Annotated in this window: 24 protein-coding genes and 1 riboswitch; of the genes, 13 read left to right on the forward strand and 11 right to left on the reverse strand. The window is 72.9% G+C overall.

Annotated features, from left to right (window positions below; genetic code table 11):
* Positions 1-23 precede the first annotated feature (23 nt).
* A complete protein-coding gene (locus tag NQU55_RS00220) occupies positions 24-1,331 on the reverse strand; it encodes an adenosylmethionine--8-amino-7-oxononanoate transaminase (protein ID WP_168091390.1) in 1,308 nt (435 codons plus the stop codon).
* Entirely contained in the window at positions 1,324-2,547 is a 1,224-nt protein-coding gene (gene bioB, locus NQU55_RS00225) for a biotin synthase BioB (RefSeq protein WP_168091389.1), read from the reverse strand. Before bioB ends, NQU55_RS00220 begins: the two co-directional genes overlap by 8 nt.
* Positions 2,548-2,728: 181 nt before the next feature.
* Here bioB and NQU55_RS00230 point away from each other — a divergent pair, with 181 nt between their 5' ends.
* The gene (locus tag NQU55_RS00230; protein ID WP_168091388.1) at positions 2,729-3,940 is read left to right on the forward strand and encodes an 8-amino-7-oxononanoate synthase; all 1,212 of its coding nucleotides are present in this window, start codon (positions 2,729-2,731) and stop codon (positions 3,938-3,940) included.
* Positions 3,941-3,944: 4 nt separating this feature from the next.
* On the opposite strand, the gene NQU55_RS00235 is transcribed toward NQU55_RS00230, so the two are convergent.
* Positions 3,945-4,199: a DUF397 domain-containing protein gene (locus NQU55_RS00235; protein ID WP_168091387.1), complete on the reverse strand. Its 255-nt coding sequence runs from the start codon at positions 4,197-4,199 to the stop codon at positions 3,945-3,947.
* A 9-nt stretch (positions 4,200-4,208) separates the two neighbouring features.
* Complete coding sequence (locus NQU55_RS00240; RefSeq protein ID WP_168091386.1) at positions 4,209-5,087, reverse strand: helix-turn-helix domain-containing protein; 879 nt, start codon at positions 5,085-5,087, stop codon at positions 4,209-4,211.
* Positions 5,088-5,369: 282 nt separating this feature from the next.
* On the opposite strand from NQU55_RS00240, the gene NQU55_RS00245 reads away from it, so the two are divergent.
* Positions 5,370-5,807 carry an ATP-binding protein gene (locus NQU55_RS00245; protein WP_168091385.1) on the forward strand — a complete coding sequence of 146 codons (438 nt, stop codon included), beginning with the start codon at positions 5,370-5,372 and terminating at the stop codon, positions 5,805-5,807.
* Between the two features lie 136 nt (positions 5,808-5,943).
* Here NQU55_RS00245 and NQU55_RS00250 read toward each other — a convergent pair whose 3' ends face one another.
* Positions 5,944-6,414: a C40 family peptidase gene (locus tag NQU55_RS00250; RefSeq protein WP_256789339.1), complete on the reverse strand. Its 471-nt coding sequence runs from the start codon at positions 6,412-6,414 to the stop codon at positions 5,944-5,946.
* 4 nt (positions 6,415-6,418) lie between these two features.
* Positions 6,419-6,603: riboswitch (cyclic di-AMP (ydaO/yuaA leader) on the reverse strand.
* A 730-nt stretch (positions 6,604-7,333) separates the two neighbouring features.
* On the opposite strand from NQU55_RS00250, the gene NQU55_RS00255 reads away from it, so the two are divergent.
* The 9 genes from NQU55_RS00255 to NQU55_RS00295 all read left to right on the forward strand — a co-directional run bounded on the left by NQU55_RS00255 (position 7,334) and on the right by NQU55_RS00295 (position 14,892).
* On the forward strand, positions 7,334-7,636 hold the full coding sequence (locus tag NQU55_RS00255) for an urease subunit gamma (RefSeq protein ID WP_168096538.1): 303 nt from the start codon (positions 7,334-7,336) through the stop codon (positions 7,634-7,636).
* A 15-nt stretch (positions 7,637-7,651) separates the two neighbouring features.
* A complete protein-coding gene (locus NQU55_RS00260) occupies positions 7,652-7,963 on the forward strand; it encodes an urease subunit beta (protein WP_058041472.1) in 312 nt (103 codons plus the stop codon).
* Positions 7,956-9,677 (forward strand): urease subunit alpha, encoded by a 1,722-nt coding sequence (locus NQU55_RS00265; RefSeq protein WP_256789342.1) that lies wholly within the window; start codon positions 7,956-7,958, stop codon positions 9,675-9,677. Before NQU55_RS00260 ends, NQU55_RS00265 begins: the two co-directional genes overlap by 8 nt.
* Entirely contained in the window at positions 9,677-10,411 is a 735-nt protein-coding gene (locus NQU55_RS00270; protein ID WP_168092992.1) for an urease accessory protein UreF, read from the forward strand. The genes NQU55_RS00265 and NQU55_RS00270 overlap by 1 nt, the downstream gene beginning before the upstream one ends.
* A 42-nt stretch (positions 10,412-10,453) precedes the next feature.
* Complete coding sequence (ureG, locus tag NQU55_RS00275; RefSeq protein WP_168092991.1) at positions 10,454-11,161, forward strand: urease accessory protein UreG; 708 nt, start codon at positions 10,454-10,456, stop codon at positions 11,159-11,161.
* A complete protein-coding gene (locus NQU55_RS00280; protein WP_168092994.1) occupies positions 11,158-11,952 on the forward strand; it encodes an urease accessory protein UreD in 795 nt (264 codons plus the stop codon). Before ureG ends, NQU55_RS00280 begins: the two co-directional genes overlap by 4 nt.
* A 191-nt stretch (positions 11,953-12,143) precedes the next feature.
* Positions 12,144-13,751 carry an alpha/beta hydrolase gene (locus NQU55_RS00285; protein WP_168092990.1) on the forward strand — a complete coding sequence of 536 codons (1,608 nt, stop codon included), beginning with the start codon at positions 12,144-12,146 and terminating at the stop codon, positions 13,749-13,751.
* Between the two features lie 187 nt (positions 13,752-13,938).
* Positions 13,939-14,118, forward strand: coding sequence for a hypothetical protein (locus NQU55_RS00290; RefSeq protein ID WP_168092989.1), 180 nt, complete (start codon positions 13,939-13,941; stop codon positions 14,116-14,118).
* 351 nt (positions 14,119-14,469) lie between these two features.
* Positions 14,470-14,892 carry an SSI family serine proteinase inhibitor gene (locus NQU55_RS00295; RefSeq protein ID WP_168092988.1) on the forward strand — a complete coding sequence of 141 codons (423 nt, stop codon included), beginning with the start codon at positions 14,470-14,472 and terminating at the stop codon, positions 14,890-14,892.
* 29 nt (positions 14,893-14,921) lie between these two features.
* Here the strand turns inward: NQU55_RS00295 and NQU55_RS00300 are convergent, their stop codons facing one another.
* From NQU55_RS00300 to NQU55_RS00320, 5 genes are all read right to left on the reverse strand, one after another.
* On the reverse strand, positions 14,922-15,080 hold the full coding sequence (locus NQU55_RS00300; RefSeq protein ID WP_168092987.1) for a hypothetical protein: 159 nt from the start codon (positions 15,078-15,080) through the stop codon (positions 14,922-14,924).
* 132 nt (positions 15,081-15,212) lie between these two features.
* Positions 15,213-16,166, reverse strand: coding sequence for a cytochrome c oxidase assembly protein (locus NQU55_RS00305; RefSeq protein WP_168092986.1), 954 nt, complete (start codon positions 16,164-16,166; stop codon positions 15,213-15,215).
* 112 nt (positions 16,167-16,278) lie between these two features.
* Positions 16,279-17,304, reverse strand: a complete 1,026-nt coding sequence (locus NQU55_RS00310; RefSeq protein ID WP_168092985.1) for a 6-phosphofructokinase — start codon at positions 17,302-17,304, stop codon at positions 16,279-16,281.
* 120 nt (positions 17,305-17,424) lie between these two features.
* Positions 17,425-18,153, reverse strand: a complete 729-nt coding sequence (locus NQU55_RS00315; RefSeq protein WP_058041480.1) for a type 1 glutamine amidotransferase — start codon at positions 18,151-18,153, stop codon at positions 17,425-17,427.
* A gap of 28 nt (positions 18,154-18,181) precedes the next feature.
* Entirely contained in the window at positions 18,182-19,420 is a 1,239-nt protein-coding gene (locus NQU55_RS00320) for a MurT ligase domain-containing protein (RefSeq protein ID WP_058041481.1), read from the reverse strand.
* Between the two features lie 166 nt (positions 19,421-19,586).
* Here NQU55_RS00320 and def point away from each other — a divergent pair, with 166 nt between their 5' ends.
* Positions 19,587-20,162, forward strand: a complete 576-nt coding sequence (def, locus tag NQU55_RS00325; RefSeq protein WP_168092984.1) for a peptide deformylase — start codon at positions 19,587-19,589, stop codon at positions 20,160-20,162.
* 29 nt (positions 20,163-20,191) lie between these two features.
* On the opposite strand, the gene NQU55_RS00330 is transcribed toward def, so the two are convergent.
* Positions 20,192-20,836, reverse strand: a complete 645-nt coding sequence (locus NQU55_RS00330; protein WP_168092983.1) for a TetR/AcrR family transcriptional regulator — start codon at positions 20,834-20,836, stop codon at positions 20,192-20,194.
* A 158-nt stretch (positions 20,837-20,994) separates the two neighbouring features.
* Between NQU55_RS00330 and NQU55_RS00335 the strand changes: the two genes are divergently transcribed.
* Positions 20,995-22,221 carry an acyl-CoA dehydrogenase family protein gene (locus tag NQU55_RS00335; protein WP_168092982.1) on the forward strand — a complete coding sequence of 409 codons (1,227 nt, stop codon included), beginning with the start codon at positions 20,995-20,997 and terminating at the stop codon, positions 22,219-22,221.
* The last annotated feature ends 18 nt before the right edge of the window (positions 22,222-22,239 follow it).

Consider the following 22,239-nt stretch of genomic DNA (forward strand, 5'->3'; position numbering starts at 1 on the left):
TTGACCGGCCCGGGAGCATGCCGTCAGGCGACCCCGGCCGCCGCGCGCACCGCCGCGCACACCCGGGCCAGGTCCTCGTCGCTCGTGACGTACGGCGGCATCACGTACAGCAGGTCCCGGAACGGGCGCAGCCACACGCCCTCGCGGACCGCCGCGCGCGTCGCCGCCGCGACGTCGACCTCGTGGTCGAGCTGGACGACGCCGATCGCGCCGAGGACCCGGACGTCCCGGACGCCCGGCAGCGAGGCCGCCTCGGCGAGCCCGTCGCGCAGCCCGGTCTCGATGCGCTTGACCTCCGTCCGCCAGTCCTGTTCCAGCAGCAGGTCGATCGACGCGTTCGCCACGGCCGCGGCGAGCGGGTTGCCCATGAACGTCGGCCCGTGGGCGAGCACCGGCACCTCGCCGCGCGAGATGCCGTCGGCGACCCGCGACGTGCACAGCGTCGCCGCCATGCTGAGGTACCCGCCGGTGAGCGCCTTGCCGAGGCACATCACGTCGGGCGTGACGCCCGCGTGCTCCGCGGCGAAGAGCCGGCCGGTGCGGCCGAACCCGGTGGCGATCTCGTCGAGGACGAGGAGCACGTCGTGCTCGTCGCACGCTTCCCGCAGGACCCGCAGGAACACGGGATCGTGGAAGCGCATCCCGCCCGCGCCCTGCACCACCGGTTCGACGATGATCGCCGCGAGCTCGTGGGCGTGGGCCGCGATCGTCGCGCGCAGGTGCGCCGCGTAGGCCCGGACGACCTCGGCGCTGCTGTCCACGGCCGGCGGCACGTCCGCGAAGACGTGCTTCGGGAGCGCCCCGGACCACAGCTCGTGCATCCCGCCGTCGGGGTCGCACACGGCCATCGGCTGCCAGGTGTCCCCGTGGTAGCCGCCGCGCCACGTCATCAGCCGCCGCTTCCCGGGGCGGCCCGCCGAGCGCCAGTACTGCAGGCACATCTTGACGGCGACCTCGACGGACACCGACCCGGAGTCGGAGAGGAAGACGTGTTCCAGCCCCTCGGGGGTGATCTCCACCAGCCGGGCGGCCAGCCGAACGGCGGGCTCATGAGTGAGCCCGCCGAACATCACGTGACTCATCCGCCCGAGCTGCTCGCGCACGGCCTCGTTGAGGACGGGGTGGTTGTAGCCGTGGACGGCGGACCACCACGACGACATCCCGTCGATCAACTCGTGCACGCCGTCGACCGGTTCGGCCAGCCGCAGCCGCACCCCCGACGCGGACTCCACGAGCAGCGGCTCCTGACGGCCGGGCATCGGCCCGTAGGGGTGCCACACGTGCTGCCGGTCGAGGGCGAGGAGCTCGCCGGGGGTGAGCGGCTCAGGCATTGGGGGGCAGGTCCGTCCCCGCACCGCGGCGCCGCACGGAGACCAGGTCCGTACGGGCCTCCTGGCCGGCGCCCGCCTCGGGCGCGGCCTCCGGCGCAACGCCGGCACCGGCCTCGGGGGCCGCCGCCGCGGCCGGGGCGCCGCCGTCCCCGCAGGGCCCGCACGAACCGCCGCCGCAGCCGGAGCCGGAGGCCTCCGCGGCGGCGACGTCCGCCCGGTGCGCCGGCAGCGTCGTGGTGCCCGCGCCCTCCACCTCGAAGCCGGCGTCCGCGATCATGTCGAGGTCGGCCTTGCCCTCCTGGCCCTCACTGGTGAGGTAGTCGCCGAGGAAGATCGAGTTGGCCAGGTGCAGGGCGAGCGGCTGCATCGAGCGCAGGTGCACCTCGCGCCCGCCGGCCAGCCGCACCTCGACGTCCGGGCAGACGAACCGGACCATCGCGAGGATGCGCAGCGCCCGCTGCGGCGTGAGGTTCCACTCCTTGGCCAGCGGCGTGCCCTCGAAGGGGATGAGGAAGTTGACCGGCACCGAGTCGGGGTCCAGGGCGCGCAGCGAGAAGACGACGTCGACGAGGTCCTCGTCGCTCTCGCCCATGCCCGCGATCAGCCCGGAGCAGGCGGACATGCCCGCGGCCTGCGCCTGCTGCACCGTGTCGACGCGGTCGGCGTAGGTATGGGTGGTGGTGATGTCGCCGTAGGTGGCTTCGGAGGTGTTGAGGTTGTGGTTGTAGGCGTCGGCGCCGGCGGCGCGCAGCCGCTCGGCCTGGCCCGCGGAGAGCAGTCCGAGGCAGGCGCACACCTCGACGTCCTCGTTCTGCTCCTTGATCGCCTCGATGGTCTTGGAGACGCGGTCGATGTCCCGGTCCGTGGGCCCGCGCCCGCTGGCCACCAGGCAGACCCGCTTCGCCCCGCCGGCGACGCCGGCCGCGGCGGCCTTGGAGGCGTCCTCCGGCTTGAGCCACGTGTACTTGAGGATCCCGGCCTTCGAACCGAGCCGCTGCGAGCAGTACGAGCAGTCCTCGGGGCAGAGCCCGGACTTGAGGTTGACCAGGTAGTTGAGCTTCACCCGGCGCCCGAACCACCTGCGGCGTACCTTGCCCGCCGCGGCCACCACGTCGAGCAGGTCGTCGTCGGACGTCGCCAGCACGGCGAGCGCCTCTTCGCGGGTCGGCGACTCGCGCCGCAGCCCCTTGTCCACCAGCGTGTTCAGCAGGTCCATGGCGGTGATCCTCGCTCACGGCCGTACCCCGGGCCAAGGTAGGGATCGCACAACTCCGGCGGATTGATGTGTGTGTATTGCCACACCCTGACCAGGTGTGACGCCCGCTACGTTCTACAGAGGTTCTATCCGGGCTCCACAGAACCGGCCCCCAGCCCCTTGGAACGCGAAGGACGGCCGCATGCCTCAGGACTCGCCGCGGGACACGCCCCGGCCCGCCCTCCGGGACCCCTTCGCGTGGATCGACGCGCACCACGAGCGGCGCCTGGCGGCCGGGCTCGTACGGACCCTGCGGCCCCGCCCCGCGGACTCGCCGCTGACCGACCTGGCGGGCAACGACTACCTGGGCCTGACCCGCCACCCGGAGGTCACCGAGGCCGCGGCCGAAGCCGCCCGCCGGTGGGGCGCCGGGGCGACGGGCTCCCGTCTGGTCACCGGCAGCACCGCCCTGCACGCCCGGCTGGAGGAGGAGCTCGCCGCCTTCTGCGGCTTCGAGGCCGCGCTCGTGTTCTCCTCCGGCTACGCGGCCAACCTCGCCGCCGTCACCGCGCTCGCCGGGCCCGGCGGCGACGCCGGCGGGCCCGCCCTGCTCGTCTCCGACGAGGGCAACCACGCCTCCCTGATCGACGGCTGCCGGCTGGCCCGCGCCGAGAAGGCGGTCGTGCCGCACGCCGACCCGGACGCCGTCCGCAAGGCCCTCGCGGCACACGGCGGCCGCGCGCTCGCCGTCACCGACTCCGTCTTCTCCGTCGACGGCGACGCCGCCCCGCTGCCCGCGCTCGCCGGGGCGTGCCGCGCCCACGGCGCCGCCCTGCTCGTGGACGACGCGCACGGGCTCGGCGTCCTCGGCGAGGGCGGCCGGGGCGCGGTGCACGCGGCGGGACTGGCGGGCGCCCCGGACGTCGTCGCCACGGTGACGCTGTCGAAGGCGCTGGGCAGCCAGGGCGGTGCGGTGCTCGGCCCGGAGCGGGTGATCAGGCACCTGGTGAGCAACGCCCGCACGTTCATCTTCGACACCGGCCTCGCACCGGCGGCGGCCGGCGGCGCGCTGGCGGCCCTCACGGTGCTGCGCCGCGAGCCGCAGCGGGCGCGGCGGGTCCGGGACATCGCCGCCGAGCTGCACCGCAGGGTGGTGGCCGCGGGCTTCGTGGCGGTGCGGCCCGACGCGGCGGTGGTCTCCGTACGGGCCCCCTCGCCGGAGGCGGCGGTGCGGTGGGCGGCGGACTGCCGGGAGGCGGGGATCGCGGTCGGCTGCTTCCGGCCGCCGTCCGTGCCGGACGGCGTCTCGCGGCTGCGGCTGACCGCCCGGGCCGACCTGTCGGACCGGCAGGTGACGGCCGCGGCCGACGCGATCATACGGACCGCGCCGGCCGCTGAAGAGAAAGGGTCTTGACGGGTCAGAGCGGGTCGGTCCCGCCGTCGCGCAGGCCCTCGACGAAGCAGGTCCACGCGGCGGAGCGGAAGAGGAGCGCGGGACCGCCCGCCCGCTTGGAGTCGCGTACGGCGAGGAGGCGGCCGGGGAGCGGTCCGGCCGTCTCGACGCAGTTGTTGTATCCGGTGCTGTAACTGCTGCGCCGCCATGGAGCCTCGCGGAGCAGGGAAAGCGCTGCAGGGGTGGAACGGTGGGGTACGTACCGAGGCATTGCGGACATGGTGCCTCCTTACGCGCCGTCGTTGATCCCGGCGATGAATTCCAGCGATTTCTCGTGCGAGAGGGCGTGTGCGCGCAGCGTCGTGAAGGCCGCGCCGTACGCCCGGAGGTCTTCTTTCCGCTCCAGATAGAGGCTACTCGTCAAGTGGTCGAGAACAACCACATCCAGATCAGCAATGCGCGGAAATGAGAAAATAACAAAAGGCCCGGTGATGCCCATATGGCCGCCGCTGGAGAAGGGCAGGACGTGCAGCCGCACGTGCCCCAGCGATCCCGTCTCGACCAGGTGCCGCAACTGCCCGGCCATGACCTCCGGTCCGCCGACCTCATGACGCAGCACGGCCTCGTCCAGCACGGCGCACACCTCCAGCGGCTGCTCGCCCCGGAGCACCGCCTGGCGCGCCATGCGCACCCGCACCAGCTCCTCGACCTGCTCCGGCGCGGGGTCGCCGAGGGCCGCGCGGGTCACGGCGCGGGCGTAGTCCGGCGTCTGCAGCAGGCCGGGCACCACGGTGGTCTCCAGGGTGCTTAACCGCGAGGCCTCCGACTCCAGGCTGATGAAGTCGAGATAGGCGGGAGGCAGCCGGTCCCGGTAGGCGTACCACCAGCCGCGCCGGGCCCCCGCACCCTCGCCCGGTTCGGGGGACCCCGCGCCGCACAGCGCCCCCAGCAGCGCGCGCAGCTCGGCGTCGGTGACCCCGTAGGCGTCCAGCAGCCGGGCCACGTCCGCCGGTTTCACGCCACTGCTGCCCGTCTCGATCCGGCTGACCTTCGACTGGTGCCAGCCCACCGCGCGCGCGGCCTCCAGGCTCGTCAGCCCGGCCAGTTCGCGCTGGCGGCGCAGCTCCGCCCCCAGCTTGCGGCGGCGTACCGCCGGTCCGTACCGCATCGGCCCTCCCCTGGGTCACTGTCGTTGTCATACGTCAGTGTCAATAGCCCAGTGTGCCGCGTGAATCCGGTCGCTCGTCGTAGAGTTCACTGCTTCGGGCGACAGATATATGCATATCTTGGGGGATCGCTCCCATCACAGGCGTTATCAGTGGCAGTCTGTCGCGCAGAGCCGTCCGAGGCCGCTCATGCCCCCCACGACTTACGGCACGCTTCCCGGTTTTCCGTGGCAGCGCAGCCGGAGTCCGGTCTCGGCGGGACCTCGGCTGAAAGGGCCACCGCCATGGCAGACCACCAAGAAGCCACCGTCACGCTGCCGAGCGCCCCCGCCTCGGTCTCCACGGCGCGCCGCTACGTCGCGGAGGTGCTGGCGGACTGGGGGCTTCCGGGCGGGACGGACACCTCGGAGACCGTGCGCCTGATCGTCTCCGAGCTCGCGACCAACGCCGTGCAGCACACCCGGGGCCAGTCGCCCACCTTCACCGTGGACGTCCGCCTCGACCGCGATCAGCAGCTGCGCATCGGCGTCACGGACAGCCACCCGCGCTTCCCCCGGCGGCTGCCCGCCGCGGTCCAGCAGGACAACGGCCGCGGCATGGTGATCATCCGCTGTCTCACCGCGGAGCACGGGGGGCGGCTGTTCTGCACGCCGACCTCCGACGGCGGCAAGACGGTGTGGATCTGCCTCCCCTGGACCGCGCCGGTCAGCGCAGAGCGCTGAACTCCCCTCCGGCCGGCCGGGCCCCCCGCACCCGGGTGCGGGGGGCCTCGGGCCTCTTCGGGCCCTCGTGCGGGGAGGCGCGGGGAGCGGTGTCACCGGCCCTTCCGGGGTCTCCGGGCGGGCCGGTGACGCCGGGTCAGCCGACCCGGCCGTAGAGGACGCTGTTGGTCCAGATCCGCTCCAGACGGACGACCGCGCCCGTCTTGGGTGCGTGCCAGATGCGGCCGTCCCCGTTGTAGATCCCCACGTGGTAGATCCCGCGCCCGGAGACGAAGAAGACGAGGTCGCCGCGTTCGCGTGCGGAGCGGGGGATGTGATGGGTGCTGTTGTACTGCTGGGCGGCGGTGCGGGGCAGGGACTTCCCGGCCCGCTTGAAGGAGTAGAGCGTCAGGCCCGAGCAGTCGAACCGGGAGGGCCCGGTCGCCCCCCACTGATAGGGGGAGCCCTGCTTCGAGGCCGCGATCCGCAGTGCCTGGGAGGAGACGGTAGACGCCTCCGCCTCTGCCGCGCCGCCCGGGACCAGCACGGTGGCTCCGACGGCGGCGAGAGTGAGGGCCGATGCTGCGCCGGCCCTGGACAGCTTTGACGGACGTTTGTGCGCGCCCATGCGCTAACCCTTCGTCAGCCGCCTGTGAAGGATGACCTGTCGGGTTCGGGCAGGCGAAGGTTGCCCGGCCGCTGTCAACGGCTTCACCCCAAGGGCCGACCGCACTACTCTTGGTCGTCCCACCACTCTTGGGTCCTCCATCCCTGCCGTTGCACTCAAGTCGACCCGGCATCCCGGCGGCGGCAGGGTTCGGCGTCCGCCGGGACCGCCCCGCCTGGGTGGCGGGGTCTTGTCGTCGCAGGGATCTTGGCGCAGCCGCCGTGCCGATTCCGAGCGGAACCAGGGGTATGTGAGCCTGATCACTTCTGGGCAATTCCGGTGGACGCGGGGCGATTTGATGGTGTGCGCGCAAGCCGGCTGAGCCGCTGGCCTGCGGCGGTTCGTACCGGCCCGGGGGCAATCCGGCCGTCCGCGCCAAATCGATCAACGCGCCCCGTCTACGCCGTGATCCTTCATGGAGGGGACCGGGGTTTATTCGGGCGCGGACCCCCGGCCCTCCGGCGCACATGGCGCGGAGATCCCTTCGCCCCCGGCGCTCTGCGCCGGGGACCCGTATCGTCCGCGTCGGCATGACCCGCTCGCACCTTCCGTTCACCCGTTTCGTGCAGGCGTGCGAGCCGTGGCGGGGTCGTACCGCCGCGACGACCATGGTCTGCGCCGCCCGTAGCCGGCGGTACGTGTCGTGCGGACGGGCGGCCATGATCCGGCCCAGAAGATCCAGTAGGTGCAGACGACAGTCGGCGCCCGGGTCCGTGGCCATGGCAGTGCAAAGAGTCAGTTAACGCGTTGGAAAAGGTTCCGCCCTAATCTGCAATCACCGGCCACCGGCCGAAGAACCCCAGGTCAACACCGTGTTGAACTCGGGTAGCGTCCCGGTGCGTCCATCCGGGACACCTGGGACGACAGTGAGGTGGGACGCATGCAACTCTCCCCGCGCGAGCAGGAACGACTGCTCCTGCACGTGGCCGCCGACGTGGCCGCCAAGCGCAAGGCCCGCGGCCTGCTCCTCAACCACCCCGAGGCGGTGGCCCTGATCACGGTCCACGTCCTCGAAGGTGCCCGGGACGGCCGCACCGTCGCCGAGCTGATGTCCTCCGGGCGCGCGGTGCTCACCCGCGACGACGTCATGGAGGGCATCCCCGAGATGCTCCACGACGTCCAGGTCGAGGCGACCTTCCCCGACGGCACCAAGCTCGTCACCGTTCACGAACCGATCTGCTGACGGGGAGGACCCGCGATGATCCCCGGAGAAATCCTGTACGCCGCCGAGCCCGTGGCCCTCAACCAGGGGCTGCACCGCACCCGGCTCACCGTGCTCAACGCCGCCGACCGCCCGGTGCAGGTCGGCTCGCACTACCACTTCGCCGAGGCCAACCCCGGCCTCGACTTCGACCGTGCGGCGGCCCGCGGCAAGCGCCTCGACATCGCCGCCGGCACCGCCGTCCGCTTCGAGCCGGGCATCCCCCTCCAGGTCGACCTCGTCCCCATCGGCGGCAAGCGCATCGTCGAGGGCCTGCGCGGCGAGTGCGGGGGACCGCTCGATGACTGAACTCAGCCGTGTCGCCTACGCCGGCCTCTACGGGCCGACCGCCGGCGACCGCGTCCGCCTCGCCGACACCGACCTCGTCGTCGAGATCGAGGAGGACCGCAGCGGCGGGCCCGGGCACGCCGGCGACGAAGCCGTCTTCGGTGGCGGCAAGGTCATCCGCGAGTCCATGGGCCAGTCCCGCGCGACCCGGGCGGACGGGGCCCCCGACACCGTCATCACCGGGGCCCTCGTCCTCGACCACTGGGGCGTCGTCAAGGCCGACGTCGGCATCCGCGACGGCCGGATCACCGGCGTCGGCAAGGCCGGCAACCCCGACACCATGGACGGCGTCCACCCCGACCTCGTCATCGGCCCCGAGACCGAGGTCATCGCCGGCAACGGCAGGATCCTCACCGCCGGGGCCGTCGACGCCCACGTCCACTTCATCTGCCCCCAGGCCGCGGACGAGGCCCTCGCCTCCGGCGTCACCACCCTGCTCGGCGGCGGCACCGGGCCGGCCGAGGGCAGCAAGGCCACCACCATCACCCCCGGAGCCTGGCACCTCGCCCGGATGTTCGAGGCCATGGAGGGGTACCCCGTCAACGTCGGCCTGCTGGGCAAGGGCAACACCGTCTCGTACGACTCGATGCGCGCCCAGCTGCGGGCCGGCGCCGTCGGCTTCAAGATCCACGAGGACTGGGGGGCGACCCCCGCCGTCATCGACGCCTGCCTGGCCGTGTGCGAGGAGAGCGGCGCCCAGCTCGCCATCCACACCGACACCCTCAACGAGGCCGGATTCGTCGGCGACACCCTCGCCGCCATCGCCGGCCGGTCCATCCACGCCTACCACACCGAAGGCGCGGGCGGCGGGCACGCACCCGACATCATCACCGTCGTCTCCGAGGCCAACGTCCTGCCCAGCTCCACCAACCCCACCCGGCCGCACACCGTCAACACCGTCGACGAACACCTCGACATGCTGATGGTCTGTCACCACCTCAACCCGGGCGTCCCCGAAGACCTCGCCTTCGCCGAATCCCGCATCCGGCCGGGCACCATCGCCGCCGAGGACGTCCTGCACGACCTCGGCGCGATCTCGATCATCTCCTCCGACTCCCAGGCGATGGGCCGCATCGGGGAGGTCGTGCTGCGCACCTGGCAGACCGCGCACGTGATGAAGAGACGCCGCGGCGCCCTGCCCGGCGACGGCCCGGCCGACAACGCACGGGCCCGGCGCTACGTCGCCAAGTACACCATCAACCCGGCCGTCGCCCAGGGCCTCGACCACGAGATCGGCTCCGTGGAGCCGGGCAAGCTCGCGGACCTCGTGCTGTGGGACCCCGCCTTCTTCGGCGTACGGCCGCAGCTGGTCATCAAGGGCGGCCAGATCGCCTACGCGCAGATGGGCGACGCCAACGCCTCCATCCCCACCCCGCAGCCGGTCCTGCCGCGCCCCATGTTCGGCGCCCACGGACGCGCCCCGGCCGCCAACTCCCTCAACTTCGTCACCCAGTGGGCCATGGACGACGGCCTCCCCGAACGCCTCGGCCTCGGCAAGCGGTTCGTCCCCATACGGTCCACGCGCGGCGTCACCAAGGCGGACATGCGCAACAACGACACCCGGCCGAGGGTGGAGGTCGACCCCGACACGTTCACGGTCACCGTCGACGGCGAAGTGATCGAACCCCGGCCGGCGGCGGAACTGCCGATGGCCCAGCGCTACTTCCTCTTCTGATGAACACGACGACCGAGGCCGCCACGGGCGCGGAACCCGCCCCGGCCGTGACGAGGGCGGCCGGCCCCGCCGCCCTCCTCGTCCTCGCCGACGGGCGCTTCCCCGCCGGCGGCCACGCCCACTCCGGCGGGGCCGAGGCCGCCGTCAAGGCCGGCCGGATCACCGACGGCCGGACCCTGGAGGAGTTCTGCCGCGGCCGGCTGCACACCACCGGACTCACCGCGGCGGCCCTCGCCGCCGCGGCCGCGGCCGGCCTCGACCCGCTCGCCCTCGACGACGCCGCGGACGCCCGCACCCCCGCACCCGCCCTGCGCACCGCCGCCCGGCGCCTGGGCCGGCAGCTGATGCGCGCCGCCCGCGCCGCCTGGCCCTCGGCGGAGCTCGACGCCCTCGCCGCGGCCCGCCCGCGCGGCGCCCACCAGCCGGTCGTCCTCGGCCTTACGGCCCGCTCCGCCGGCCTCGGCCCGCTGGACGCCGCCTACGCCGCCGTCTACGAGTCGGTCAGCGGTCCGGCCACCGCGGTCGTACGCCTGCTGAGCCTGGACCCGTTCGTGGCGACGGCGGTACTGGCCCGGCTGGCACCCGAGCTCGACGCGGTGGCGGCCGCCGCCACCACGGCCGCGCACCGCGCCGCCACCGAGGGCCCGGACGCCCTGCCCGCCCGATCGGCCCCGCTGCTCGACATCACCGCGGAGCTCCACGCGGCCTGGCCCGTACGGCTCTTCGCGAGCTGAAGCACCGACCCCCGCCGCCCGACGAACCCCCAGGAGGGGACCATGCACCTCGACCACCCCGAGACCTACCCCCACCGCCACACCTACAGCGCCGCCTCGCCCGTCCGCCCCGACGGGACGCGCCGCGCCCTGCGGATCGGCCTCGGCGGCCCCGTCGGCTCCGGCAAGACCGCGACCGTCGCCGCGCTCTGCCGCGCCCTGCGCGAGGAGTTGTCCATCGCCGTCGTCACCAACGACATCTACACCCGCGAGGACGCCGAGTTCCTGCTGCGCAACGCCGTCCTGCCGGCGGAGCGGATCACCGCCGTGGAGACCGGGGCCTGCCCGCACACCGCCATCCGCGACGACATCTCCGCCAACCTGGAGGCCGTGGAGGACCTGGAGGCCGTGTTCTCCTCCCCGGAGGCCGGGCCGCTCGACCTCGTCCTGGTGGAGTCCGGGGGCGACAACCTCACCGCCACGTTCTCCAAGGGCCTGGTGGACGCGCAGATCTTCGTCATCGACGTCGCGGGGGGCGACGACATCCCGCGCAAGGGCGGCCCCGGCATCACCACCGCCGACCTGCTCGTCGTCAACAAGACCGACCTCGCCCCGTACGTCGGCGTCGACCTGGAAGGGATGGCCCGCGACGCCAAGGCGCAGCGCGGCGAACTCCCGGCCGTCTTCACGTCCCTCGTCACGGAGGGCGGCGTGGAGCCGGTCACGACGTGGGTGCGCGCACAGCTCGCCGCCTGGACCGCGTCCTCGTGACCGCTCTCGCCGCCGCCCCCGCGCCGCCGGACGGCGCCGGGCTGCTGGCCTCCGCCCGGATCGTGGCCGTCGCGGACGGCAGGGGCGGCACCGCCCTGCCCGTCCTCGACGGCGGCGGCCCGTTCGCCCTGCGACGGCTGCGCTCGCCGGGGGCCGAGGCGCGGGTGTGCCTGGTCGGCGCGATGAGCGCGCCGCTGGGCGGTGACGCCCTCACGCTGACCGCCGAGGTGGAGGACGGCGCCGTGGTGCACTTCTCCACCACGGCCGCCACGATCGCCCTGCCCGGCCGCACGGGCGCACCGGCGACCTACGTTGTATACATTCGCGTCGGCGAGGGCGCCGAGCTGCGCTGGCTCCCCGAACCGCTGATCTCCGCGCGCGGCGGCGAGCTGCGGATGACCACGCGCATCGAACTCGCCCCGACGGCCCGGCTGGTGTTCCGCGAGGAGCAGATCCTGGGGCGCGCGGGGGAGCCGCCGGGCCGGCTGACGGCCCGCCTCACCGTCCGGCGCGGTGGACGCCCGCTCTACGACCAGGAGTTGTCGTACGGTCCGGGCGTGCCCGGCTGGGACGGCGGGGCGGTCCTGGGCGGTCACCGGGCGGTCGGTCAACTCCTCGTCGTGGACCCGGCCTTCGCGGCGGCCCCCGTCGCACCGCGGGTGCTGGCCCCGGCGGCCGTCGTCGCCCCGCTGGCCGGTCCGGCCGCGGTGGTGAGCGCCGTGGCGCCCGACGGCCTGCAGCTCCGTACGGTGCTCGAAACCGGACTCTTGGGGATGGAAATCAGCAGATAGCGCGATACGGGTGATGTGGTGCGCTGGGGGCGAATGCCGCCACATGTGTCACTGCGTGTTTCGTCATTCTTACGGATTAGTAAAGAACACTCGTACGACCTGTCCATTGTGGGATAGGAGACGAAAGGATCCCCCTGCAGCATTGCGATCTCCGCCGCTCCAAGCGGCGTACCCAGCAGGGGGATTCCTACGTGAGACACACGTCAATACTCGGCGCGGCCGGCACCCTGGTGACCGGCGCGCTGGTGGCCGGGTTCCTGACCGCCCCGGCCGCCGGCGCGAGCGAGCGCGTGCCGGGCGGGGCCGCAGAGGCCCGCGGTGTGAAGATTGCCGCCGATCGCGCGGCCAAGACGGGCATCAAGTGGCAGGACTGTCCTGCCTCCTGGGGCCTCGAGAAGCCCATCCAGTGCGGCTACGTCACGGTTCCCGTCGACTACGCCAAGCCGAACGGCCCCACCATCAAGATCGCAGTGGACCGGGCCCGTTCGACCGGCACCGCCGACGAGCGCCAGGGCGCGCTGCTCTACAACCCCGGCGGCCCCGGCGGCTCCGGCATGAGGTTCCCGCGCCGCGTCACCACCAAGGCCCCGCTCTGGGCGAAGACGGCCAAGGCGTACGACTTCGTGGGCTTCGACCCGCGCGGCGTCGGCCACTCCGCCCCGATCTCCTGCGTCGACCCGCAGAAGTTCGTGGCGGCGCCCAAGGCCGACCCGGTGCCCGACAGCGAGGCCGACAAGCTCGCCCAGCGCAAGCTCGCCCGCCAGTACGCGGACGGCTGCGCCGAGCGCAGCGGCAAGCTGCTGCCGTACCTCACCACGGCGAACACCGCGCGCGACGTCGACGTCGTCCGTGCCGCCCTCGGCGAGAAGAAGCTCAACTACCTGGGCGTCTCCTACGGCACCTACCTCGGCGCCGTCTACGGCACCCTGTTCCCGACCCACGTCCGCCGCCTCGTCGTCGACAGCGTCGTCAACCCGGCCCAGGACAACATCTGGTACCAGGCCAACCTGGAGCAGGACGTCGCCTTCGAGGCCCGCTTCAAGGACTGGGAGGAGTGGGTCGCCAAGTACGACTCCACCTTCCACCTCGGCGCCACCCGGACCCAGGTCCAGAAGAACTGGGAGAAGCTCCGGGCCACCGCCAAGAAGAAGCCCATCGGCGGGGTCGTCGGCCCGGCCGAGCTGATCAGCTACTTCCAGGGCGCGGCGTACTACGACTCCTCGTGGGTCCCGGTCGCCGAGACCTGGAGCAAGTACGTCGCCGGCGACGAGAAGGCGCTGGTCGAGGCCGCCGGCCCCGACCTGTCCAACACGGCGGGCAACATCGCCGCCGAGAACAGCAACGCCGTCTACACGGCGGTCGAGTGCGCCGACGCCAAGTGGCCCACCAGCTGGAAGAAGTGGGACCGCGACAACACCCGCATCCACCGCGAGGCCCCCTTCATGACCTGGGCCAACGCCTGGATGAACCTCCCGTGCGCCACGTGGAAGGGCCCGCAGGGCACGCCCGTCGAGGTCACCACGCACAAGGGCCTGCCGCAGACCCTCATCATCCAGAGCGAGCGCGACGCGGCCACCCCGTACGCGGGCGCCGTGGAGCTGCACAAGCGGTTCAAGGGCTCCCGCCTGATCACCGAGAAGGGCGCCGGCTCGCACGGCGTCACGGGTGAGGCCAACCCCTGCGTCAACGCCAAGCTCGACGCCTACCTCCTCGAGGGCAAGGTCGACGCGAAGGACGTGACGTGCGCCCCGCACGCCGTCCCCGAGCCGCCGAAGCCCGCCGCGGCGAAGAAGGCGTAACCGTTCCACCGCACCACACGGCGCCCCGGTCCCCCGTGGACCGGGGCGCCGCTGCGTCCCCGGACGCTCCCCGGCGAGCACGGACGGGCATCAAGGACGTATCAGGCTGGATGACCATTTGATGAGCATTCTGCGAACCTCGACGGTTCTCGGTGTTTTGGCCGCCCGCTCCTCGTAGCCTGTGTCCATGGCCGTCACCCCGGACCTCACCCGGTCGCCCGAGGAGATCAACGACGCGATCCGCGCGTTCCTGGCGGAGCGCCGTGGCCGGATGCTCAACGGCGAGGAGCGCCGGGCCTACGAGCGGCTGCGGGCGGAGTGGCTGGCGGCGGTGCGGGGCGGCCCGTGCCTGACCGGGCAGCGGTGACGCGCCGGCCCCATGCCGCCCCGGCCCGTCCGCTGAAGGCCACGGGAGCGTATGCGCCCCCGCACCGTGCTGCACTCCAACGCGCCCCCGCCCACCGGGTGTTCCCCCGCATCCCCGGCATCACAGGGCCCTGGCAAGGGCGTTACGGGCGGTACGGTGGCCCTGCCCACGGCCGGCCGTCCCGCGCCGGCCCGCCGTCAGCGCACTGCCGCCACGACCCCGCGGCGCCGGAGGACCGGCCGGGTGACCTGCCGCCGCCACCCGGGCGACGGCACGGTGTGGCAGCTTGCCCGGCGCGGTCCGCGCGCGATGGCCTTGGGCCCGGGCACCCCCGCGCCCCAGGAGGCACCGATGTCCCTACCCCGTACCGCCGTGGCCGCCGCGGCGACCACCGCCGCGCTCCTCGTCCTGGGCTCCCCGCCCGCCGCGGCGGACGAGCTGCAGGGCCCGGCCGGCGGCCCGGGCGGCACCGACGGGCGGTTCTTCCTCACCGTTTCCGGCGCGCAGAACACCTGGATCCGCGGGGTCCAGCTGAGCTGCCCGGACGCCGGCGGCCACCACCCCCACGCGTCGGAGGCCTGCACGACGCTGCACCGCGCGAAGGGCGACCCCGGCCGGGTGACCGGGGCGGCCGGGCACCAGTGCACGCGGGAGTACGACCCGGTGACCGCGACCGCCGAGGGCGACTGGAACGGGCGCCCCGTCGTATGGCACAAGACCTTCCCCAACCCCTGCGCGCTCGACGCCGCGACCGGGCCGGTCTTCCGCTTCTGATCCGGCTCCCGGCCCGCCAGGGCCCCCGCTCACGTCCCCCGGGCCGCGAGCGTGCCTATCGTCAGCAGCATCAGCATCACCCACGCGAACCACAGCCAGCCGTTGCTGCCGATGGTCACCGTGTACGCCGTCACCACGACGAGGCCCCCCACCGTCAGCCCCGCCATCGTCTTCGTCGATCCGGGCATCCCGCACCTCCTCACGGCGGCCCGGGAGCGCGCCGACGCGCGAAAAGGGGCCGCGGCCTGGAGTCCATGGTCTCCCGGCCGCGGCCCCTGCCGCCAGATCTCGCGCACACGCCTCCCGCGTACGCCCGCCCGTCAGGTCTCCCGCGAGCGCAGCGAGGCGAGGTAGGCGTTGTAGGCCTCCAGCTCCTTGTCGCCGTTGCGGTCCGCGGCCCGGTCCGAGCGCCGCGCCTGCCGCTGCTCGGAGCGGTACCACTGGTAGGCCAGCGCGAGCAGCACCACGACCGACGGGATCTCGCTGAACGCCCAGGCGATGCCGCCGCCCGCCTGCTGGTCCTCCAGCGCGTCGATGCCCAGGGAGGCCGGCGGGTGCATGTACGTGCCGATCATCGGCTCCGAGGCCATCATCAGCGCGATGCCGAAGAACGCGTGGAAGGGCATGCCCGCGAACAGCTCCAGCATCCGCATCACGTAGCCCGGCCGGTGCGGGCCCGGGTCCACGCCCATGATCGGCCAGAAGAACACCAGGCCCACGGCGAGGAAGTGCACCATCATCGCGATGTGGCCGGTCCTGGACTCCATCAGGAAGTCGAAGAGCGGCGTGAAGTACAGCGCGTACAGGCTCGCGATGAACAGCGGGATCGTGAACACCGGGTGCGTGATGACGCGCATGTAGCGGCTGTGGAGCAGGGCGACGAGCCACTCGCGCGGGCCCTTGCGGCCGCGCCCGGCCGCCGGCAGCGCTCGCAGCGTCAGCGTCACCGGGGCGCCGAGGAGGAGCAGGATCGGTGACAGCATGCTGATGACCATGTGCTGCACCATGTGCACGCTGAACATGACCATGCCGTAGTCGTTGAGCTTGGTGCACATCACCAGCCACACGCTCAGCACACCGAGGACGAACGCGACGGTCCGGCCGACCTGCCAGGCGTCACCGCGCCGCCGCAGCCGGACCACCGCCCAGCCGTAGAGGGCCAGGGCCAGCAGACAGCCGATCATGAAGAATGGATCGCCACTGAACTGCAGACCCCGTTCCAGCGTGAACGGCGGCATGTCCATGTGCATCATGCCGTGCCCGCTGTGATCCATCCGCTCTCTCCCATTTCGCACCGATGCGCCGGGACCAGAGTAGAGGCGCCCCGGGCCGCGCCCGCGGCCGGGGGCGCCCCGCCGGAAGGCGGGAGACAACGGGACAAACGACTCAGAGCACGCACTCGACCTCGGTGTACCGCTCCTGCGGCACGGTCTTGAGCCGTTCGACGGCCTCCGCCAGGGGCACCAGTGTGATGTCCGTGCCACGCAGGGCCGTCATCATGCCGAACGCCCCGTGGTGCACCGCCTCGACCGCGTGCCAGCCGAACCGGGTCGCGAGGACGCGGTCGTACGCGGTGGGCGTGCCGCCGCGCTGCACGTGGCCGAGTATCACCGGGCGGGCCTCCTTGCCCAGGCGCCGCTCCAGCTCGTCGGAGAGCTGCCGGGCCACCCCGGCGAACCGCTCGTGCCCGTAGACGTCCGTGGCGCCCGTCTCGAAGGCCATGGAGCCCTCGCGCGGCTTGGCGCCCTCGGCGACGACGACGATCGCGAAGCGCTTGCCGGCCTCGAAGCGCCGGCCGACGACCTCGGTCAGCTCGTCGATGTCGAAGGGCCGCTCGGGCACGACGATGGCGTGGGCGCCGGCGGCCATGCCCGAGTGCAGGGCGATCCAGCCGGTGTGCCGGCCCATGACCTCCACGATCAGCACCCGCTGGTGCGACTCGGCGGTGGTCTTCAGCCGGTCCAGCGCCTCGGTCGCCACGCCCACGGCCGTGTCGAAGCCGAACGTGACGTCCGTCGAGGCGATGTCGTTGTCGATGGTCTTGGGGACGCCGACGATCGGCAGGCCCGCGTCCGACAGCAGGCGGGCGGCCTTGAGGGTCCCCTCGCCGCCGATGGGGATGACGGCGTCCAGGCCGAGGTCGGCCACGTGGCCCTTGGCCCGCTCGACACCGCCGCGCAGCTGCGCGGGCTGGACCCGCGAGGAGCCGAGGATGGTGCCGCCGGTGGCCAGGATGCCGGCCACGGCGTCCAGGTCGAGCCTGCGGTGGTCGCCTTCGAGGAGGCCCTTCCAGCCGTCGTGGAAGCCGATGACCTCGTCACCGTGGTCGACGACCGCGCGGTGCACGACGGACCTGATGACGGCGTTCAGACCGGGGCAGTCGCCACCGGAGGTGAGTACACCAATGCGCATGACAGGGGGAAACCTTCGCAACAGGGCGGGAGACCGGACCCCGTCGTCCGGTTGCGTCCCCGCCACCTTACTAGCGGTAGGTGGCGGGGGACGCGACCGTCCGTCATGCGGTCGGCAGGGCTACGCCGACTGGGTAGCCGCCGCGATCCGCTCGGCGCGCAGCGCCTCGTACCAGCGGTCGTCCACCGGCGGCAGGGCGTTGACGTCCAGCGCCAGCTTGATCAGCATGTCCGAGATGTGCGGGTTGCGCGCCATCACCGGGCCGTGCATGTACGTACCGAAGACGGTGTCGTTGTACGCACCCTCGAAGCCGTCGCCCGTGCCGTTGCCGTTGCCGTAGCGCACGCGGGCGAACGGGCGGGCCGTCGGGCCGAGGTGGGTGATGCCCTGGTGGTTCTCGAAGCCCGTCAGCGGCGGCAGGCCCAGCGGCTCGTCGATGTCCGCGAGGACGTCGCCGACGCAGCGCTCGCCCTCGCCGCGGGTGCTGATGACGTCGAGCAGGCCGAGGCCCTGCTCGCGCTGGCCCAGGTCGTTGATGAACTCGTGGCCCAGGATCTGGTAGCCGGCGCAGACCGAGAAGACGATCGCGCCGTTGGCGACGGCCCGGTTCAGGCCGCCGTCGCGGCGCAGCCGCTCGGCCGCGAGCCGCTGCGGGCGGTCCTCACCGCCGCCGATCAGGTAGATGTCCCCGGAGGTCGGGATGGGCTGGTCGGACCGGATGTCGACGCGCTGGACATCCAGCCGGCGCTGGCGCGCCCGCCGCTCCAGGACCAGGACGTTGCCCTGGTCGCCGTAGGTGCTGAGCAGGTCGGGGTAGACCCACACCACACGCAGACTGTTCTGGCTCATGCTCACAATCCTTCAGTGCTTGCGGGGGTCAGTTGCCGACGCGGCGGCGGACGTCCTGGAAGGCGGTGTAGTTGGCGATCAGCTCGATCTTGCCGGGCGGGCACTGCTGCACCGCCTCGTCCACGGTCTCGCAGACCCGGAAGTCCAGGCCCGCGACCTCCAGCCGGACGGCCAGGTCCAGCTTGCGGTCGCCGATGACGAAGATCGGGTGACCGGCGAGGCGCGGGTAGTCCACGTCCCACAGCCACGAGGTGTCGGTGCCGTCCGCGCCGCGGGCGTTGACCGCGAGGATCACCGGCGCCGGCGGCCCGTCGATCAGCGAGAACGTCTCCAGCCAGCCGGCCGGGTTCTTGGCCAGCAGCAGCCGGATGTCGCGGCCGAGGAACTGCACCACGTCGAACCGGCCCGCGACCGCCTGCACCTGGTACATCCGCTCCAGGGCGACCTGCGGCGGGACGCCGAAGGTGGCCGCGACGGCCGCGGAGGTGGTGGCGTTGGCCTTGTTGGCCCGGCCCGGCAGCTGCAGGTGGATCGGCCAGGCCGAACCGTGCGGGTCGAGGACGTAGTCGCCCGACAGCGCCCAGCTGGGGGTCGGCCGTCGGAAGCCGCACTCGCCGCAGAACCAGTCGTCGCCGGGGCGCTGCATCACGCCGCCGCACGACGGGCAGGACCAGGCGTCGTCCTTCCACTCCTGGCCGGCCGCCACCCACACCACGTTCGGCGACGAGGAGGCCGCCCACACGATCAGCGGGTCGTCGGCGTTGGCGATGATCACCGCCTTGCTGCCCGCCAGGCCCTCACGCCACTTCTCGGCGAGCATGCGCGTCTCCGCGGCCCGGTCGAGCTGGTCGCGCGAGAGGTTCAGCAGCGCTATGGCCTTGGGGGAGACGTCCCGGGCGACACCCGCCAGGTACTTCTCGTCCACCTCGATCACGCCGTAGCGGGCGTCCGAGCCGCCCGCCAGGGCCGAGGTGATGCCCGCGGGCATGTTCGCGCCCAGCGCGTTGGACACGACGGGTCCGCTGGCGCGCAGCGCCTCGGCGATCAGCCGGGTCGTGGTCGTCTTGCCGTTGGTGGCCGACACCAGGACCACGTCCAGGTGGGTCGCCAGCCGGGCCAGCAGGTCGGGGTCGAGCTTGAGCGCGACCTTGCCGCCGATCACCGATCCGCTGCCACGGCCTGCGGCCCGCGACACCGCCGCAGCCGCCTTGCCCGCCGTCACGGCCAGCTTGGCCCGCGGCGACAGTGGCCCCGAGTTGCCTGCCATCGTCCTAGATCCTCCTTGTTGGGCGCCGGGCCTGTTCCCTGGTCCGCCGGTGGTGGAACGCCCCCTCCGCGCCGAATCGCCAGCCAGGAGGCTCCGGTCGGGGATCAGCCTATCGAGATCCGGCCGCAGGCCCGAACCGGCCGCCCACGGAACGTAGGGTTGACCCATGCGAAACGGCTCCATCCCCGGCTCTTCCGGACGCGTACGGCCCATGCGGCTGCTCGGCGACCCGGGGCTCGGCACCCCCTGCGAGGACGTCACGGACTTCGGCGACGGCCTCGCGCAGCTCGTCGAGGACATGTTCGCGACGATGTACGCCGCCGCCGGCGTGGGCCTCGCGGCCAACCAGATCGGCGTCCCGCTGCGCGTCTTCGTCTACGACTGCCCGGACGACGAGGACCGCCGCCACCTGGGCCACCTGGTCAACCCCCGGCTCGTCGAGGCCGACGGCGTCACCGTCCGCGGACCGGAGGGCTGCCTGTCCGTCCCCGGCATCGAGGCGGGCACGCCGCGCTTCGACCGCGCCGTCGTCGAGGGCTTCACCCTGGACGGCGCCCCGGCGCGCGTGACCGGCACCGGCTTCTTCGCCCGCTGCCTGCAGCACGAGTGCGACCACCTCGACGGCGGTCTCTACCTCGACCACGTGACGGGGCTGCGCCGCCGCCGGGCGCTGCGGGCCGTACGCCGTGCGCCGTGGTCGGGGCGCACGGAGGAGCAGCCGGAGCCGGCCCGTACGGCGTAGGGCGTACGGGCGGCCGGCCGCGGCACGCCTCAGAAGCCGGGGCCGCCCGGCAGGTCGCCCGAGGAGGCGAGCCGTCCCCACAGCAGGTCCGCGAGGTGGCGCACCAGGTGCTCCCGCGGGAAGGGGCGCTCGCGCAGCCACCAGTCGCCCGCGGCGTGCATCATGCCGACGATGCCGTGGCCCCAGGCGCGCGACAGCTCGTCGCTGTCGGGGCCGAGGTCGACGCGCTCGGATATGACCTGGGCGAGCTCTTCGCCCATCCGCCGCAGCAGGGGAGCGGAGTGCCGCCCGACGTCGAAGCCCTGCTCGGAGGGCTGGCTCTCGTCGGCCGGGTGCATCAGGAAGCGGTAGACCTGCGGCCGGGCCTCTATGGCCGCGAGATAGCTGTCGAGCGTCCGCTCGACGCGGTCGCGGCGCTCGGCCGGGGCGTCCAGCGCGGCCCGCAGCCCCACGAGCAGCGCGTCGGTGTGCCGGGCGGCCAGGGCGCGGTAGAGCCCGCCCTTGTCGCCGAAGTGCCGGTAGAGGATGGGCTTGGTGATGCCCGCCTCGGCCGCGATGGCGTTCATCGACGCCCCGGGCCCCTCTCGCAGCACCACCCGGTCCGCCGCTTCGAGCAGCTCCTTGCGGCGGCGCTCCGCCGCATGCTGCTGGTCCTCCCGCTGACTGGTTTCCATATGACCTGCCTCCCCGCCCCTGTGATTCCTGACGCCTGCGCAACGTAACACCCGCTCCACCCAGCGAATCCGGGAGGCGGGACGGTTGACACTACTACCGGTCGGTAACATACTCATGTTACCGCGAGTAAGGGTTGCCGGCAGGGGTGGGAGACGCCATGGCCGAATTCACTATGGAGCTCAACGAGGACCAGCGGGGGGTGCGCGACTGGATCCACGGCTTCGCGGCCGAAGTGATGCGCCCGGCCGCCGCCGAGTGGGACGAGCGCGAGGAATTCCCCTGGCCGGTCGTCCAGGAGGCCGCCCGCATCGGGCTGTACTCGCTCGACTTCTACGCCCAGCAGTTCTTCGACCCCACCGGCCTCGGCATCCCCATGGCCATGGAGGAGCTCTTCTGGGGCGACGCCGGCCTCGGCCTCGCCATCACCGGGACCGGGCTCGCCGCCATCGGCGTCCTCACCAACGGCACCGAGGAGCAGATAGGCGCCTGGCTGCCGCAGATGTACGGCGACGCCGACGACGTGAAGATCGCCGCCTTCTGCTCCTCCGAGCCGGACGCCGGCTCGGACGTCTCGGCCATGCGCACCCGCGCCGTCTACGACGAGGCCAAGGACGAATGGGTCCTCAACGGGACGAAGACCTGGGCGACGAACGGCGGCATCGCGAACGTCCACGTCGTCGTCGCGGTCGTCGACCCCGGTCTCGGGGCGCGTGGCCACGCCTCCTTCGTCGTTCCGCCGGGCACCCCGGGGCTCTCCCAGGGGCAGAAGTTCAAGAAGCACGGCATCCGCGCCTCGCACACCGCCGAGGTCGTCCTCGACGGCGTCCGCCTGCCCGGCCGCTGCCTCCTCGGCGGCAAGGACAAGCTGGACGAGCGCCTGGCCCGTGCCCGCGAGCGCGTGCGCACCGGCGGCGCCCGTACGCACAACGCCGCCATGGCAACTTTCGAGGCCTCCCGCCCCACGGTCGGCGCCCAGGCCGTCGGCATCGCCCGCGCCGCGTACGAAGTGGCGCTCGACTACGCCCAGACGCGCCACCAGTTCGGCCGCCCCGTCATCGACAACCAGGGCGTCGCCTTCCAGCTCGCCGACATGCGCACCCGCATCGACGCGGCCCGGCTGCTGGTGTGGCGCGCCTCCTGGATGGCCACCGCGGGCAAGCCCTTCACTGCCGCGGAGGGCTCGATGTCCAAGCTCTTCGCCGGCGAGACGGCGAAGGCCGTCACGGCCCAGGCCATGCAGATCCTCGGCGGGAACGGCTACACGCGCGAGTACCCGGTGGAACGGATGCACCGGGACGCGGCCATTTACACCGTTTTTGAGGGCACGAGCGAGATCCAGCGGCTGGTGATCGCCCGTACGATCTCGGACGTGCCGATCCGGTGAGCCCGGGGCCGGCCGGGC

It is taken from the genome of Streptomyces telluris (assembly GCF_024519335.1).
GTDB classification, from domain to species: domain Bacteria; phylum Actinomycetota; class Actinomycetes; order Streptomycetales; family Streptomycetaceae; genus Streptomyces; species Streptomyces telluris.